The 14708-nt window shown below is 54.0% G+C and carries 15 protein-coding genes; 12 read left to right on the plus strand and 3 right to left on the minus strand.

Annotated features, from left to right (window positions below):
* Positions 1 to 3 precede the first annotated feature (3 nt).
* The 3 genes from trxA (at position 4) to ACR0BF_RS09590 (ending at position 1107) form a co-directional block, all read left to right on the plus strand.
* Positions 4 to 324: a thioredoxin gene (gene trxA / locus ACR0BF_RS09580; RefSeq protein WP_209505247.1), complete on the plus strand. Its 321-nt coding sequence runs from the start codon at positions 4 to 6 to the stop codon at positions 322 to 324.
* A gap of 73 nt (positions 325 to 397) precedes the next feature.
* Positions 398 to 748 carry a Lin0512 family protein gene (locus ACR0BF_RS09585; protein WP_480624774.1) on the plus strand — a complete coding sequence of 117 codons (351 nt, stop codon included), beginning with the start codon at positions 398 to 400 and terminating at the stop codon, positions 746 to 748.
* The gene (locus ACR0BF_RS09590; RefSeq protein WP_480624775.1) at positions 745 to 1107 is read left to right on the plus strand and encodes a Lin0512 family protein; all 363 of its coding nucleotides are present in this window, start codon (positions 745 to 747) and stop codon (positions 1105 to 1107) included. The genes ACR0BF_RS09585 and ACR0BF_RS09590 overlap by 4 nt, the downstream gene beginning before the upstream one ends.
* Positions 1108 to 1169: 62 nt before the next feature.
* On the opposite strand, the gene ACR0BF_RS09595 is transcribed toward ACR0BF_RS09590, so the two are convergent.
* Entirely contained in the window at positions 1170 to 1364 is a 195-nt protein-coding gene (locus tag ACR0BF_RS09595; RefSeq protein WP_480521310.1) for a DUF1127 domain-containing protein, read from the minus strand.
* 197 nt (positions 1365 to 1561) lie between these two features.
* Between ACR0BF_RS09595 and hslV the strand changes: the two genes are divergently transcribed.
* Complete coding sequence (hslV, locus tag ACR0BF_RS09600; RefSeq protein ID WP_480496391.1) at positions 1562 to 2119, plus strand: ATP-dependent protease subunit HslV; 558 nt, start codon at positions 1562 to 1564, stop codon at positions 2117 to 2119.
* Here the strand turns inward: hslV and ACR0BF_RS09605 are convergent.
* Positions 2111 to 3352 (minus strand): MFS transporter, encoded by a 1242-nt coding sequence (locus ACR0BF_RS09605; RefSeq protein ID WP_480496393.1) that lies wholly within the window; start codon positions 3350 to 3352, stop codon positions 2111 to 2113. The genes hslV and ACR0BF_RS09605 overlap by 9 nt on opposite strands.
* Positions 3353 to 3457: 105 nt before the next feature.
* Positions 3458 to 3859 carry a DM13 domain-containing protein gene (locus ACR0BF_RS09610; RefSeq protein WP_480482580.1) on the minus strand — a complete coding sequence of 134 codons (402 nt, stop codon included), beginning with the start codon at positions 3857 to 3859 and terminating at the stop codon, positions 3458 to 3460.
* Between the two features lie 197 nt (positions 3860 to 4056).
* Here ACR0BF_RS09610 and hslU point away from each other — a divergent pair, with 197 nt between their 5' ends.
* The 8 genes from hslU (at position 4057) to ACR0BF_RS09650 (ending at position 14676) form a co-directional block, all read left to right on the plus strand.
* Positions 4057 to 5364, plus strand: a complete 1308-nt coding sequence (gene hslU / locus ACR0BF_RS09615) for an ATP-dependent protease ATPase subunit HslU (protein ID WP_480624776.1) — start codon at positions 4057 to 4059, stop codon at positions 5362 to 5364.
* A gap of 262 nt (positions 5365 to 5626) precedes the next feature.
* Positions 5627 to 7045 carry a mannose-1-phosphate guanylyltransferase/mannose-6-phosphate isomerase gene (locus tag ACR0BF_RS09620; RefSeq protein WP_480482576.1) on the plus strand — a complete coding sequence of 473 codons (1419 nt, stop codon included), beginning with the start codon at positions 5627 to 5629 and terminating at the stop codon, positions 7043 to 7045.
* A 53-nt stretch (positions 7046 to 7098) separates the two neighbouring features.
* The gene (locus tag ACR0BF_RS09625) at positions 7099 to 8379 is read left to right on the plus strand and encodes a glycosyltransferase family 4 protein (RefSeq protein WP_480624777.1); all 1281 of its coding nucleotides are present in this window, start codon (positions 7099 to 7101) and stop codon (positions 8377 to 8379) included.
* 342 nt (positions 8380 to 8721) lie between these two features.
* A complete protein-coding gene (locus ACR0BF_RS09630; RefSeq protein ID WP_480624778.1) occupies positions 8722 to 10194 on the plus strand; it encodes a glycosyltransferase family 4 protein in 1473 nt (490 codons plus the stop codon).
* Between the two features lie 243 nt (positions 10195 to 10437).
* On the plus strand, positions 10438 to 11475 hold the full coding sequence (gene gmd / locus ACR0BF_RS09635; RefSeq protein WP_480624779.1) for a GDP-mannose 4,6-dehydratase: 1038 nt from the start codon (positions 10438 to 10440) through the stop codon (positions 11473 to 11475).
* A complete protein-coding gene (locus ACR0BF_RS09640) occupies positions 11475 to 12368 on the plus strand; it encodes an NAD-dependent epimerase/dehydratase family protein (protein WP_480624780.1) in 894 nt (297 codons plus the stop codon). The genes gmd and ACR0BF_RS09640 overlap by 1 nt, the downstream gene beginning before the upstream one ends.
* 293 nt (positions 12369 to 12661) lie before the next feature.
* Positions 12662 to 12940 carry a methyltransferase domain-containing protein gene (locus ACR0BF_RS09645; protein ID WP_480624781.1) on the plus strand — a complete coding sequence of 93 codons (279 nt, stop codon included), beginning with the start codon at positions 12662 to 12664 and terminating at the stop codon, positions 12938 to 12940.
* Entirely contained in the window at positions 12937 to 14676 is a 1740-nt protein-coding gene (locus ACR0BF_RS09650) for an FkbM family methyltransferase (protein WP_480624782.1), read from the plus strand. Before ACR0BF_RS09645 ends, ACR0BF_RS09650 begins: the two co-directional genes overlap by 4 nt.
* Positions 14677 to 14708: the final 32 nt, after the last annotated feature.

The following is a 14708-nucleotide window of genomic DNA, read 5'->3' on the forward strand; positions in this document are numbered from 1 at the left end:
AATATGTCGACCGTAGCCGTCACCGACGAAACCTTTGACGCCGAAGTCAAGAACTCGGACGTTCCAGTTGTAGTGGATTTCTGGGCCGAATGGTGCGGACCCTGTAAGCAGATTGGTCCGGCACTGGAAGAGCTGGCCGCCGAATATGGCGGCAAGGTCAAGATCGCCAAGGTGGACGTGGACAACAACCCGAACTCTGCCGCCGCCATGGGCGTGCGCGGCATCCCGGCGCTGTTCATCTTTAAGGACGGTCAGGTTGTATCGAACCGCGCAGGCGCTGCCCCCAAAGCCGCGCTGCAAAGCTGGATCGACGAATCCATCTGATCTGGCGATAACGGATTGTTCGAAAGGCGTCTCAGATTGGGGCGCCTTTTTTGTTGAAACGGCGGGGAAACCAATGGCAAAAACGCGCGTTCTTGTAGAATTCGGGATGGGCACATCCCTGCGCCGGATGGACTATACCGAGGCGTCGCTGCGGGCGATCAGGGACGCGCTGTGGCACAACTCGGTCAATATGGCCGAACTTTTTGGTTTCCCGAAAGAGGCGATGATCATTGATGCCGAGATCGGCGTGCAGCAGCCGGATCAAGTGGATATCGACGCCCTCAAAGCCGTTTTCCCTTATGGTCAGCCCAACATTACCGTCACAAAAGGTGGGTTGGACATCGAAAAACCGAATGGTGACGGCCACACGGTGATAGCCAACGCTGCACTGATCGTTTCTTTCAACATGGACCCGGCGCAATGAGTGAAAAGCGGATCATCCTGGAAATGGGCACTGGTAATGACCTTTATGGTCAGGATTATACCAAAGCAGCCCGCCGCGCGGTACAGGACGCGCTGCATCATTCATCCATCACGCTGTTTTCAAAGCTGGGGATCGATCACAACGAAATGCGCGTGCTTGTGACAATCGGCGTTCAGAATCCGGAACAGGTGAATTGTGAATTGGTTGCTGCCGACATGCCGCGCGGCCGAGCCGAGGTTCGCGCGGTCAAAGGTGGTCTGGATGTAGCTGATGAAGAAGCTGGCACTCTGCACGTCATTGCAACTGCCGCGGTCGAAGCTTTTTTACCCGATCTTGCCGGGAAATACATCCAGAGTTGAGCAACGAAAAAGCCGCTCGGAAATCCGGGCGGCTGGTTCGGTTTGATGATCCGTCGGTTGGATCAGATTTTTGCGATATCCGCGCGGCTCAGACCGATATCGTCCAGCTGCGTGTCGCTGAGTTCCGACAGAAGGTTACGTGTTTTACGTGCTTCATTCCATGCGACAACACTGTCGAATGCATTGATGAAAACGTCCGCCACGTGCAGGATGGTAGCTGCTCCGAGCGGCGCATGAATATTAGCTGTGGTTGCCATGTGCGCAGTCCTTATTGAAGAAACAGCCGACCCGTCGTCGGTTGTGAGCCTCATCTAGTACCGCTTGGCCGGACTCACAATTGCTGGTCCGGTAACCCCGAATTGCATTTTTTGCATATCTTTTGGGCAGTTTGGCAATGGGTTGCGCCAACAACCGGTCCGGCCCATATATACCGCCAGCAAAAGCGGAGACGATCATGGCAGATAACGACTTTCCCGGTTGGCACGGCACAACGATTATCGGCGTCAAGAAGGACGGTCATGTCGTCATTGCCGGCGACGGTCAGGTGAGTCTGGGTCAGACCGTGATCAAGGGCACCGCGCGCAAGGTGCGCCGCCTGTCTCCCGGAGGGTTCGAGATCGTGGCAGGTTTTGCCGGATCGACAGCGGATGCCTTCACGTTGCTGGAACGGCTGGAAGCCAAGCTTGAAGCTACGCCCGGCCAACTGGCCCGCGCCTCGGTTGAACTCGCCAAGGACTGGCGCACAGACAAGTATCTGCAAAAGCTTGAGGCGATGCTGATCGTGACAGACGGCAAGGATCTGCTTGTCATCACCGGGGCAGGGGATGTTCTGGAACCCGAACACAATGTGGCTGCCATCGGGTCGGGAGGCAACTTCGCTCTGGCCGCCGCGCGTGCCATGATGGACAGCGACAGATCCGCAGAGGACATCGCCCGGCAATCCATGGCCATCGCAGCAGATATCTGCGTCTATACCAATGGCAACCTGACGGTTGAGACGATCTCAGGCTAAAAGCGCTTTGATCTCTTTGCCTTTCCATCGACGGTGCATACCGATCAACCCCAGGACCGCCGCTACGATCACGATGTAATAGGGCACGCGGATATCGATGCTCATCAATCCGCCACCGATCAGTGACATGATCCCGCCCGCAAGGCAGAACACGGCAGTGGCCACGCCCATGGCCCAGCCCTGATCCGCCTCGCTGACGCTTGAGGAGAACAGGCCCAACAGCGTTGGATAGGCGACCCCGAACAGGAAATAGAAGAAAAACACCGGGACATAGCTGAATACACCGCTTGGGCTGAAGGCAAAGGCAAACCCGCAAATGACCATCACCACAAGCGACGTGTAAATGATCGCGTGTTTGCTGAACCTTTCCTGGGCAGGCTTCACCAGGAACGTGCTGGAAAAGGCCAACGCCACACCGATGACCACCATCGCCACGCTGCCCCCGATGACCCCATACCCGAATGCGCTGGTTAGGAAATTGTCGACAAACACGTAGAATGTGACATTGGCGATCATGAAAAACGAATAAACCGGCAGGATTTTCAGAACCAGCGGGTGTTCGCCAACTGCGATCAGGCTATCGGTAATATCACGGGGGCGAAACACAAAGGGCTCGCGCTTGGTTCGGGTGTCCTTGAAAAAGAGCAGCACCAGAAATATCGCCACCAGAACCAACACGAACGCGCCATAGAACGGGGTTTTCAACGTGGCAAAGCCGCCAAATAACGCCGAATCCGACAAAACCGCGCCTATGATCGGCCCCCCGACAAGGCCAAAGCTAACACCAGTCACGATGTAGCCCATGTTTCGGTCCCGGTCAGACGCGTCGGTGCTGCCATCGATCATCGCCGCCTGCGCGATGGGCTGATTACCCGCAGTGAACCCGGTAATCGAACGGCCAACGATCAGCAGAAGCAGGTTATTGAGATAAAGCGCCACAATGGTCAACGCATATCCGGCCAGCGCGCCCCCAAGGCAGACCAGCAATGCATTCTTTCGCCCAATCGAGTCAGACACTTTCGAGACATAAACAACGCCCAGAAACCACGACAGGAAAAAGCATCCGATCACCAGACCATAATAAAAATGCCTGCGGCCGACAGGCGTGCTTTCCGGCAGGAAACCGGAGCTCGTTTCCATGATCAGCGAATTGATGATGGGAAAGACCAGACCTTGTCCGATCAGGTCCACGAACACCACGAACAGCAGGGTGATCTTGGCAATTTTCGTCATACAACTCGCCCCGTGCTCAAATGCTTTGGGGCGAGTGTAGCAGATATGCGCCGTGTCAGCTAACGACGGATTAGAGGCCGGATGATCCGGCCTCTGTCGTTCAGATTATTTAAGCGACGCAACACCCAGCGGGACGCCAGCGACCTCACACCAGATGTAAACTTCGTTGTAGCCCGAGATGTCCATAGTTGGAGGCACCGCATAAGATTGCTTGCCTTTCAAATTCAGCAGTGCACCCAGCTTAGATGACGGGTCGTATTCGCCATCCTTACCGAATGCCACACGCGGGTCGGGGCCACCGTCCAACGAAAAGTCGTTGCCTAATTCAACGATATAACGATCGCCATCCTTTTTTACTTTGACCGAGCCGCTGGTTTCGTGCTTCGAGCGCCCCTCGAAATGACCCTTTTTCTTGTCACCCCCGGCCAAAGCCGCATTGGTGCCGACCAGAGTCAGAGCCGCGCCAGTGGCAGCCGCGTTCAGAAAAAGTGAACGACGAGTCATCATTTTACGTTCTCCATTAGATAAGTGCGGGCGACTTTGCCCGTTGACGCAGACTATGCGCAGCAAATATCTGTGTGGCGATTCACATCACCTCGAATTTCCGTGTTCGGTTTGTGTGTTGGCGTGAGTTTTTTGTGATCAGCTTGTGTTTTCGCAGCTTATGATTAGGTTCCGGTGCGAAACAAACGGATAGAACACATATGACCGACCTGACCCCGCGCGAGATTGTCTCGGAACTGGATCGTTTCATTATCGGGCAAAAGGATGCCAAGCGCGCCGTGGCCGTTGCACTGCGCAACCGCTGGCGCCGCAAGCAGTTGCCGGACGATATTCGCGAAGAGGTGTATCCAAAGAACATCCTGATGATCGGCCCCACTGGTGTCGGCAAAACCGAGATCAGCCGCCGTCTGGCCAAGCTTGCGCGCGCACCCTTTATCAAGGTCGAAGCCACGAAGTTCACCGAGGTTGGCTATGTCGGTCGCGACGTGGAACAGATCATCCGCGATCTGGCCGATGCCGCCATTCTGCAAACCCGGGAATTCATGCGCGAAGACGTCAAGGCCAAAGCCTATCAGGCCGCCGAAGACCGCGTGATTGACGCCATCGCTGGTACGGATGCCCGTGAAGGCACACGAGAGATGTTCCGCAAAAAGCTCAAGTCGGGTGAGCTGGATGAGACGGTCATTGAACTGGACGTCGCGGACAGTTCAAACCCAATGCCGATGTTCGATATTCCGGGACAGCCTGGCAGTCAGATGGGGATGATGAATCTGGGCGATATCTTCGGTAAGGCGTTTGCCGGGCGCACTGTTAGAAAACGTCTGACTGTCGCCGAAAGCTATGAGGTGCTGATCGGGGAAGAGGCCGACAAGCTGCTGGACGATGAGACGGTCACCCGCACCGCATTGGAATCGGTGGAACAGAATGGCATCGTTTTTCTGGACGAGATTGACAAGGTCTGCGCCCGCACAGAAGCGCGTGGTAGTGATGTAAGTCGCGAAGGTGTACAGCGCGACCTGCTGCCCCTGATCGAAGGCACAACCGTTTCTACAAAGCACGGTCCGGTGAAAACCGACCACATCCTGTTCATCGCATCCGGTGCGTTCCATATCGCCAAACCATCAGACCTTCTGCCTGAATTGCAGGGCCGTCTGCCCATCCGGGTAGAGCTGCGCGCGCTGACCGAGGAAGACTTCGTTCGTATCCTGACCGAAACCGACAACGCATTGACCCGTCAGTACACGGCCCTCATGGCCACCGAAGAGGTTACGGTTGGGTTTACCGAGGATGGTATTGCAGCCCTGGCGCGGATCGCAGCCGATGTGAACCAGAGCATTGAAAACATTGGTGCGCGGCGACTTTACACAGTCATGGAACGAGTCTTTGAAGAGCTGTCATTCACTGCACCAGACAGGGCCGGAACAGAAATAACGGTCGATGCACAGTTCGTGAACGACAATCTGGGTGAATTGACCAAATCAGCGGATTTGAGCCGTTACGTTTTGTAGCTGCTCGGGTCCGATACTGCCGCTTTTCCCTTTTGCCAACTGGAAGCGTGGCGGTTTGTCTGAGGCACGCCACGTTGGAGGCACGTGGCGATCGAACCTCAACTGGGAAATTGAGGCCGAAATGCCTGGACAATGCGGTCTCAGGGGGCAGGTGTTTAGCGTTTTTTCGCCAAAACGTACCCAGTGGTAGTGGAACAACCTTGAAATTGCGCCCTTAAGTTGACACTAGGCACTTGCATTTATTGGCAAAGGTTATCTGATCGTGTCCATCACTCCTGTTCTTCTTTGCGGTGGTTCTGGCACCCGTCTTTGGCCGCTGTCCCGGAAATCCTATCCCAAGCAGTTTACAGCGATCACCGGGGACGAGACCCTGTTTCAATCCTCGGCCCGGCGCGTGTCAGGGTCGGACTATGATGCACCAGTAGTGGTGACCGGATCTGATTTCCGGTTTATCGTGACTGAACAATTGCAGGCGGCTGGCATTGATCCAGGCACGATTCTGATTGAACCTGAGGGGCGCAACACCGCGCCGGCGGTTCTGGCGGCAGCCCTCCATGTGGCAAAGTCCGACCCCGAAGCCCTATTGCTGGTTCAGCCCTCCGACCATGTTGTACCTGATGCTGACGCCTTTCGTGCAGCCGTGGCTGCAGGTATTCCAGCAGCCCAAGCCGGGCAGTTGGTAACCTTTGGGATAACACCGGATCGGCCCGAGACCGGCTATGGCTATCTTAAACTGGCTGGAGCACCGGAGGGCACCGCTCCTGTCAAACTCGACAGCTTTGTCGAGAAACCAGATGTTGAAACCGCCTCTGCGATGCTGGCCGACGGCAAGCATCTGTGGAATGGTGGCATTTTTCTTTTCAGGGCCTGTGACGTCATCGCCGCTTTTGAAACCCACGCCCCGACACTGATGGCTCCGGTCCGGGCCGCTTGCGAAGCTGCCAAAACGGATTTGGGTTTTCTACGGCTGGACCCAGAGGCCTGGAAGCAGGCCGAAGATATCTCGATCGACTATGCGGTGATGGAAAAGGCCGACAACCTGAGCGTTGTTCCATTTTCTGCTGGCTGGTCTGACCTGGGTGACTGGGGTTCGGTTTGGCGTGAGGCGGGACCGGATGACAACGGAGTTGTGGCCACAGGTAATGCGACCTCAATAGACTGTAATGACACGCTTTTGCGTTCTGAGGCGGGTAATTTGGAAGTGGTCGGCATCGGCCTGAAGGACATAATCGCTGTGGCTACATCCGACGCGGTTTTGGTGGCGGACAAATCCCGTGCGCAAGACGTGAAGAAGGCTGTCGAGGCGCTCAAAGTCAAGGGCGCAAGCCAGGCCACCATTTTTCCCAAGGATTTCCGCCCGTGGGGTTGGTTTGAAAGCCTGGTGGTTGGCGGACGTTTTCAGGTCAAGCGTATTCATGTACACCCCGGCGCAGCACTATCGCTACAAAGCCATCACCACCGGTCCGAACACTGGATTGTTGTTGAGGGAACCGCGAAGGTGACCGTCGATGACGACGTCAAGCTGGTCACTGAAAACCAGTCCGTATACATTCCGCTTGGCGCTGTGCATCGCATGGAAAACCCAGGCAAGGTTCCAATGGTGCTGATCGAAGTGCAGACCGGAAGCTATCTGGGCGAAGATGACATCATCCGCTATGAGGACGTCTATTCCAGGGTCTAGGACACGGTTGGATAACCGCTTTAGACTGACCGGGTGGCCGAAGGAAAACGGAAATGGAAAACGATCTCAATGCAGCCAAGAAGCGGCAGGTTGTCTATGACCTGACCGAGGTGCTTTTAGCCTCGACCGGTAAGCTGCGTTATTACGGGATCGCCAGGGTCGTTGCCGAGATTGGCGCTGAGCTCAGAAAACAGGACGCGTCCGTCAGATTCGCCGTTTTCTCGCAGGGTCATAATGAACTTCTAGAAGTATTCCCAACCATACGAGCAGATGGTGGCGTTGACCTGAACGTTCCAATCGGTATCCGGCAATTGCGCGTGCGCAGTCACCACTACACCAAGTCAATTATGAGGGATCTGGTGCTGGCGGCCGTCAGACCGCTGGTCGGGCGCAGAAACCGCAAAGCCTGGGAGGCGATAGCCCCAGACATGACGCCCATCGACATGTCTGGAAAGACGTTGGTGAGTTGTGGGCGGCCCAAGTTGATCGTTGAAATCCTGTGCACTCTGGATCGTAAAGGGGTGTCTTGCGATATCATTCCATTGCTGCATGACATGATCCCCATGCACGATTTTGAACACCAGCTGGCAAGTTTCCCGCGCAACTTCATAGGGGATAACCAACTGCTGGTTTCCCGCGCCAAGGCGCTGTTAACAAACTCCGAATTTACGCGACAGGAAGTTCTGGACTTCTCCGAAAAAGGTGTTCTGCCGGAAGCGCCAGAGGTTTACGCAGTCCCCTTGGTTCATGAATGCCCCGAGGGAACCGAGCAATCCGAGCAAGATATTCCGGATAATCCATATATCATGACAGTTGGATCGATGCTGGGCCGCAAGAACCTGGATGTCGTATTCGAAGCATTGCGCATTCTGAAGCGTGACGGGAAAGACGTACCCACTTTGGTTCTGGCAGGGGCGTTGCGTCACAAAACAAGCACCTATCTGCAATCAGACGAATGCACAACGATCCGTGAGCACGTGGTCTTCCGCGAGAACCCCAATCAGACAGACCTTGTAAACCTGTACAAGAATGCTTTGGCACTTGTCATGCCTAGCCGAATGGAGGGCTGGGGTTTACCCGCCGGTGAAGCCTTGTGGTTTGGTACACCAGCGCTTTGCTCTACTGCGGCGGTTCTGAAAGAAGTGTGCGGAGATCTTGGTGTCTATTTCGATCCAGATCGGCCTGATCAACTTGCAAACCATATCACAAGGCTGCTGACAGATCCGGAGTTCGCTCAGAACCTTCGCGCACGCATTGCTGCGCATAAACCGCAGCTTCGCACTTGGTCGAACGTTGCAGCGGACGTGCGAGCGGTATTGCAAAGACTGGACTAACGGGACCGTTACCCATCCCGGAAATAGAGCCCATAAACTTCGAAAGGACTGTCATGCCTGGCAATTCCCCTCTAAAATGTCACGTGGTTTTGGTCCAATCGACCTCGGCGCTGCGCGCAGGTCTCAGCATTACTCGGCATTCTGTCAGGCAGACGCCACACTCGCCGTCAAGAGTCAGCCCTTCTGTTGTGTGAACCTCAATTTTCCAGAAAAGCGCGATTACTTGCTCATGAAGTCGAGTTAGTCGCAAAAGCCCTTAAAATCAGTACACTTCGGTATTACTGCGAAACAATCCAAAAAGATGAGACCACTTCATCTGGCAGACTGCATGGAGAGTAAGCTATGAACGCCCCTACGTTTAACCAAGATGGCAAAAAAGTATTCTTCGATATCTCAGGACTAATCGACTATATCAAAAAAGTTGATCGCTACTCAGGCATTCAGCGTGTTGTTGTTGAGTTGATCTCTGAGTTTTCTAAACTAAGCGATCCAAAGCTTGTTTACCTTTGTTGGTGCGATTCAAACTCCGGGGATCAACGCTGTCTGCTTCTCGAGGAGATGGGGCGAGGTACCTTTTCGTCGCCAGCTAAGTTGCGGCAGGTTTTTTATCCCTGGAAGACTGTGCACTCCAATCTTCCGATGTTGGACAGGTATCGAAATAAACCTGCAAAGTATATCTTTCACCGCACCAGATTGGATGTGATGGGCCTGCTCAGGCGAGAATCTGTATTTCGAAAAAAGGACATGTCATCAGAGATGTGGCGTGCGGCCCGGCGGAAGAAAGCACCCGTCGAAACCTCGGGGTCTCGCCGAACCGAGCAACCATTGTTCGATGTGGCCACAGAAGGTGACCATCTTGTGCTTCTGGACAGCAGCTGGCTGTCACGCCATACCCAAGCGTTCAAGAAGGCGAAAGCGAATGGGATGGAAGTACATTCGCTGGTGTACGATCTGATCCCCATCGTGGCACCACAGTTTACAGCTGCAAGCATGCCTTATGTATTTTATGACTGGCTTTTAGACAGTCGGGAGTACACAAGCCGCTACATGACAATCTCTGAGGCGACCCGGCAGGATCTTTTACGCTTTTTTCAAGCACACGATATCCAGAGAAATGCGACCGCTGTTCCCTTGGCGCAGGCGGGGTTGTCCAAGATTGGGCTCGAAGACGAGAATGCCCAGAAACAAGGGCCCGTGTCTTCGCGGATTTCGTTCGACGCTTTCCCCCATCTTGAAGACGCCAGCCAGCTAAGTGTCCACCTGCGGAAAATTATTGGTGAGCCTTATGCGCTTTGTGTTGGTACGGTCGAACCGCGTAAGAATATCTGGCGCACCGCGATGGCGTGGAAGTACCTTGTTGATCAGGGCCATGTTGATCTGCCTAAGCTTGTGTTTGCCGGCCGCAAAGGCTGGCTTACAGACGAGTTCGATAACCTATTGGAGGGGACAGGCGATATTTACGGCTATGTAAGCATGGTTGACGGACCAACAGATGAGGAGCTTGGCGTCCTTTACAAGAACTGCCAGTTCGTGCTGATGCCGAGTGTTTACGAGGGATGGGGCCTGCCCGTGGGCGAGGCGTTGGCCTACGGAAAAACGGCCGTAGTCGCCCAGAATAGCTCGCTCGTCGAAGTAGGAATGGATCTTGTTGAATATTGTGATGCAATGAGCGTCCAAAGCATCGGCGAGGCCGTCTTAAGGCTCAATGACGCTGCCCACCGTTCAGAACTGGAAGAAAAAATCAAAACTGCGCCACTGCGCAGTTGGTCAGATGTGGCTCGGGATATGGGGCGGGCTATGTACGCACCTAACTAAACCGATGCATATTGATGTGTGTTAAGGCTTAGCGCAGGCCCAGTCTTTCGTCAAAATATCCGCGCTTATGGTCCAGTGCTTGGGTTCTCAGGTTTCAACTCTAATGCGGAACTTTGAATTGACCTGTTTAAGCAAACTAATACTAAAGCGGTCTTGCACGCACGACTAAGTAGACAAAAAAGCATTGCTCATGTCGGCGAGGATTTTCTGACAGGCAAGAGACAAAACGGAAAGGGATTTAGAGTGACAAAAACTGCAATCGTCACAGGTATCACAGGACAGGATGGTGCCTATCTCGCTCAGCTGTTGCTGAATAAGGGTTATAACGTCGTGGGGACCTTCCGCCGGGTTGTTTCCACGAATTTCTGGCGCATTGAAGAGCTTGGTATTCGTAACCATCCCAATCTGGATCTGTCGGAACTCGACCTGACTGACATGGGGACAATGATCCGGCTTATTCAGAAGGTGGAACCGGATGAGATCTATAACTTGGCGGCCCAAAGCTTTGTGGGCGTCTCGTTTGAACAACCGCACACAACCGCGCAGATCACCGGCGTTGGCGCACTTTATTTGCTGGAAGCTATCAGAATAGTGAACCCCAAAATCCGGTTCTATCAGGCTTCCACTTCCGAAATGTTTGGCAAGGTTCAGGAAGTGCCGCAGCGCGAGACGACTCCGTTCTGGCCGCGCAGCCCCTACGGTGTTGCCAAACTATACGCGCATTGGATGACCATCAATTATCGAGAAAGCTACGATATATTCGGCAGCTCAGGCATTCTGTTCAACCATGAAAGCCCTTTGCGGGGGTTGGAGTTCGTAACACGCAAAATCACTGACGCGGTTGCCAAAATCAAACTGGGTCAACTTGATTGCCTTGAGCTGGGCAATCTTGACGCAAAGCGCGATTGGGGGTTTGCCCGGGATTACGTGGATGGCATGTGGCGTATGCTGCAAGCTGATGAACCCGATACATTTGTGCTGGCGACCGGTCGCACCGAGACAGTGCGGGATTTTGTCTCCATGGCTTTCAAGAGCGCGGGTATCGAGCTGCGTTTTGAAGGTGAAGGTGAGAAAGAAGTGGCCGTAGACGCGGAAAGCAACCGTATTCTTGTGAGGATCAGCCCCAAATTCTATCGCCCTGCCGAAGTGGATTTGTTGATTGGCGACGCGAGCAAGGCAAAACGAGAGCTCGGTTGGGAGGCGACAACATCTCTGGAGGATCTCTGCCAGATGATGGTTGAGGCGGATCTTGCACGTAACGAAAAGGGTGTGTCCTTTTGATGCCGGCACCCCGAGTTCTGATTACCGGACGCTATGGCTTTACCGGACACTACGCCGCAATGGAGCTTGCAGAAGCGGGGTGGGACGTTTGGGGCACCGGAACAAATCCGGCCCCCAAACCCGATCCCAAATATCTGGAAGCAGATCTAACGGATTCGTCAGGTCTGGAGCAGGTTATCACTCACGTTGCTCCGGATGCGGTGCTGCATTTGGCAGGCGTCGCTTTTGTGGCACACGGAACCGCCGAGAGTTTTTATCAGGTCAATCTGATGGGGACGCGGTGCTTACTTGAAGCGCTTGCCAACACCGGGCATGGCCGCAAAGCCGTCGTTCTGGCCAGTAGCGCGAATATTTATGGTAACGCCGCCGTACCATCCATAGGGGAATCTACTCCCCCGGCACCGGTTAACGATTACGCGGTTTCAAAACTTGCAATGGAGCACATGGCTCGGCTGTATAACGACCGTCTTCCTGTCGTGATTGCCCGACCATTCAATTATACCGGTCTTGGCCAGGACCCCAAGTTTCTTGTTCCCAAGATCGTTTCTCATTTCCGGCATAAGCAGCCACAGATAGAATTGGGAAACCTGGATGTCGCGCGGGACTTTTCCGATGTACGCGATGTAGCACGAGTATACAGGTTGCTTTTGGAAAACGCACCCGAAGGTGAAACCGTGAATATCTGCTCCGGTAAAGCAACCGCGCTGGCAGAGATTCTGGACATGTGCCGAACCATAACCGGCCATGAGATCGAGGTTGTGTCTAATCCTTCCTTTATGCGCGCGCAAGAAATCAAGGTTTTGATGGGCGATCCCACACATCTAGAGAACCGGATCCTAATCGGCATCCGTCACACTCTGGAAGACACACTGAAATGGATGCTGGACGGGTGACCTGAACGGCCTGTTGCCGTCACTATGGGTTATTGGTGGAATAAACGGTGTTTGTATCCGGTCCAGATCGGTTCGGATACGGGCTGAAATCGTATCCCGGGAATACAGTCCCTTCGCCGATCACACTTAGGCTGGCGGATCCTGCATACCAAAGCGAAATGTGTATGACTGCGCGATATCCGAGCCAGAAACGGGATGACCTCTGGCCTGTCATGCACTAACTATCAGGTTAACTCGCTGAGATAGGCGCACCCATCTCGGACAAAACCTTACAATATGTGAAAGTACGGAGTATGGCTGACACCTTCTATCGCGATTTCGAGGCGCGATTTCGTGGCGATCCTTCTCTTATTCGGGAACGCTTGCGAGTGTATCAGCCCTTTCTGGCGCCACTCGCCGCACAGGAAGGGGACGCGCAGGCGCTTGACCTAGGATGCGGTCGAGGTGAATGGCTTGAAATTCTGAAAGAGGCTGGCCTGAGCGCGCGTGGCGTTGATATCGACAACGGTATGCTTGATATCGCTCAAAAAAAGGTCTGGCTGTTGAAAATGAAGAGGCGCTGCCAGCGTTGAAAGCGCTGCCAGACAACGCACTTGCGCTGGTGTCCGCGTTTCATTTGATCGAGCATCTGCCGTTTAACGATATACGTGAACTCACAACAGAGGCGCACCGAGTTTTACGCCCTGGTGGCCTTTTGATTTTGGAAACGCCCAATCCGGAAAACCCGCTTGTTAGCCTGGTCAATTTCCATCTTGACCCGACACACCTGAGGCCGTTGCCCCCGGCGCTAACCAGTTTTCTCACCGAGCATGTCGGGTTCGCGCGTAACGTGATTCTTCGTTTGCAGGGTAGTGAGCCAAGAGACGAAGCTGCTGCCCATTTGATTAGTCTTTTCACAGATGTTTCGCTTGATTATGCAGTAGTGGCACAGGTTGATGGGCCGGAGCTCGGCGCTCTGGATGGGGCCTTTTCCCTTCGAATTGGGATGGACCTGATCCAAGGCGTCTACCGGTTTGACAGAGCTTTATCAGAGATTCACCAAGCGCTGGGCAACGTTCCACCTCTTGCCACGGAAATGTCGAGCCTTCGCGGCGATATCGCCCAACTACAAAGAGCGCATACGATGACTCAAGTGCAACCCAAGCGCGGTGCGCTGGAAAATAGGCTGTTCCGTCCAACACACGGGCGTCCAGTTCGTGCGTTGCGGAGGCTACTATTCCACGCGGATGGTAAGCCGCGTGGAATGTTTCGAAGATGGGTACTGAATCACGACGGATCTCCGCGGCGTCAGTTCCAACAATGGATGACCAGCCCAGAGTATCTGGCACTGCACTGGCCAACAAGCCAACGCCTGTACGCATCATCTAAATCCATGGAAGAAAATGGCAACGGGGTATCTTTCACTTCAGAAGGGGGCGAACCCTCCGCAACAAAATTGACCTCATCAGAGCCTTTCGTGCAAAACTCGGATCTTGTCGTGTCGCGCGGCGTGGCAGGAGGGCACTGGATTACCCATCGAAGTGATACCGTGATTGGCGGGTCTCTTCGCCAGACTGGCCAGTTCCAGGAGCGCGCCATTGACGATGTAATACAGATTCTTAGGCAAAACGGGCATGAGGTTGCAATGTCCTGCTTCGTGGATATCGGCGCGAATATCGGTTCCCATTCGATCCATGCGGCACGGGTCGGTTTTGCCCGCGTTATCGCTTTTGAACCAGACCCGCGAAACTTTCGACTTTTGCGTGCCAACACACTTCTGCATGACGTAGAACAAAAGGTATCTTGCCACCAAATGGCCATTTCGAACACAAACGGTACGATGCAGATGGAACTCTCCCCTTCCAATTTCGGAGATCATCGCCTTCGGGTCTCTGCTGACATCGCCAATAATCTTCATGACGAGGGCGACTGGATCCTCCAGGATGTGCCGGTTCGGACTTTTGACAGTTTAGCAAAGGACGGCCTGCTGCCTGAAGCCGGGCCAGACTTGATTTGGATCGATACGCAAGGGCATGAAGGTCATGTGCTGGCCTGTGCAAAAAGTATGATCACAATGCGTTGCCCGGTTGTGCTTGAGTTTTGGCCCTATGGTCTTGAGCGTTCCGGTGGTTACAAATTGTTACGCGACGCGATCGCATCACGCGACGATATACAGGTCATCGATCTTGGCGGATCTAAGTCAGAAAACCTGAACCCACTTTCTGTTGGTACCCTTGATCAGATGTACGAGGCATTGCGACAAGGCGAGTCCAAAGCCGGTTCTCCGCATACTGATCTTTTGCTGATGCCTAAACGTAAAGGCTTTTGATGCCGCTGTCTCAATTCTGCCGTGGAAATCCA

It is taken from the genome of Ruegeria sp. AG7 (assembly GCF_056541545.1).

Excerpts from the sequence above, each read along its gene's own strand:
- ACR0BF_RS09610 (WP_480482580.1), bottom strand. The coding sequence starts at position 3,859 with ATGATGACTCGTCGTTCACTTTTTCTGAACGCGGCTGCCACTGGCGCG.
- ACR0BF_RS09595 (WP_480521310.1), bottom strand. The coding sequence starts at position 1,364 with ATGGCAACCACAGCTAATATTCATGCGCCGCTCGGAGCAGCTACCATC.
- ACR0BF_RS09640 (WP_480624780.1), top strand. The coding sequence starts at position 11,475 with ATGCCGGCACCCCGAGTTCTGATTACCGGACGCTATGGCTTTACCGGA.
- ACR0BF_RS09645 (WP_480624781.1), top strand. The coding sequence starts at position 12,662 with ATGGCTGACACCTTCTATCGCGATTTCGAGGCGCGATTTCGTGGCGAT.
- ACR0BF_RS09585 (WP_480624774.1), top strand. The coding sequence starts at position 398 with ATGGCAAAAACGCGCGTTCTTGTAGAATTCGGGATGGGCACATCCCTG.
- ACR0BF_RS09605 (WP_480496393.1), bottom strand. The coding sequence starts at position 3,352 with ATGACGAAAATTGCCAAGATCACCCTGCTGTTCGTGGTGTTCGTGGAC.
- hslU (WP_480624776.1), top strand. The coding sequence starts at position 4,057 with ATGACCGACCTGACCCCGCGCGAGATTGTCTCGGAACTGGATCGTTTC.
- ACR0BF_RS09590 (WP_480624775.1), top strand. The coding sequence starts at position 745 with ATGAGTGAAAAGCGGATCATCCTGGAAATGGGCACTGGTAATGACCTT.
- ACR0BF_RS09630 (WP_480624778.1), top strand. The coding sequence starts at position 8,722 with ATGAACGCCCCTACGTTTAACCAAGATGGCAAAAAAGTATTCTTCGAT.
- ACR0BF_RS09625 (WP_480624777.1), top strand. The coding sequence starts at position 7,099 with ATGGAAAACGATCTCAATGCAGCCAAGAAGCGGCAGGTTGTCTATGAC.
- trxA (WP_209505247.1), top strand. The coding sequence starts at position 4 with ATGTCGACCGTAGCCGTCACCGACGAAACCTTTGACGCCGAAGTCAAG.
- hslV (WP_480496391.1), top strand. The coding sequence starts at position 1,562 with ATGGCAGATAACGACTTTCCCGGTTGGCACGGCACAACGATTATCGGC.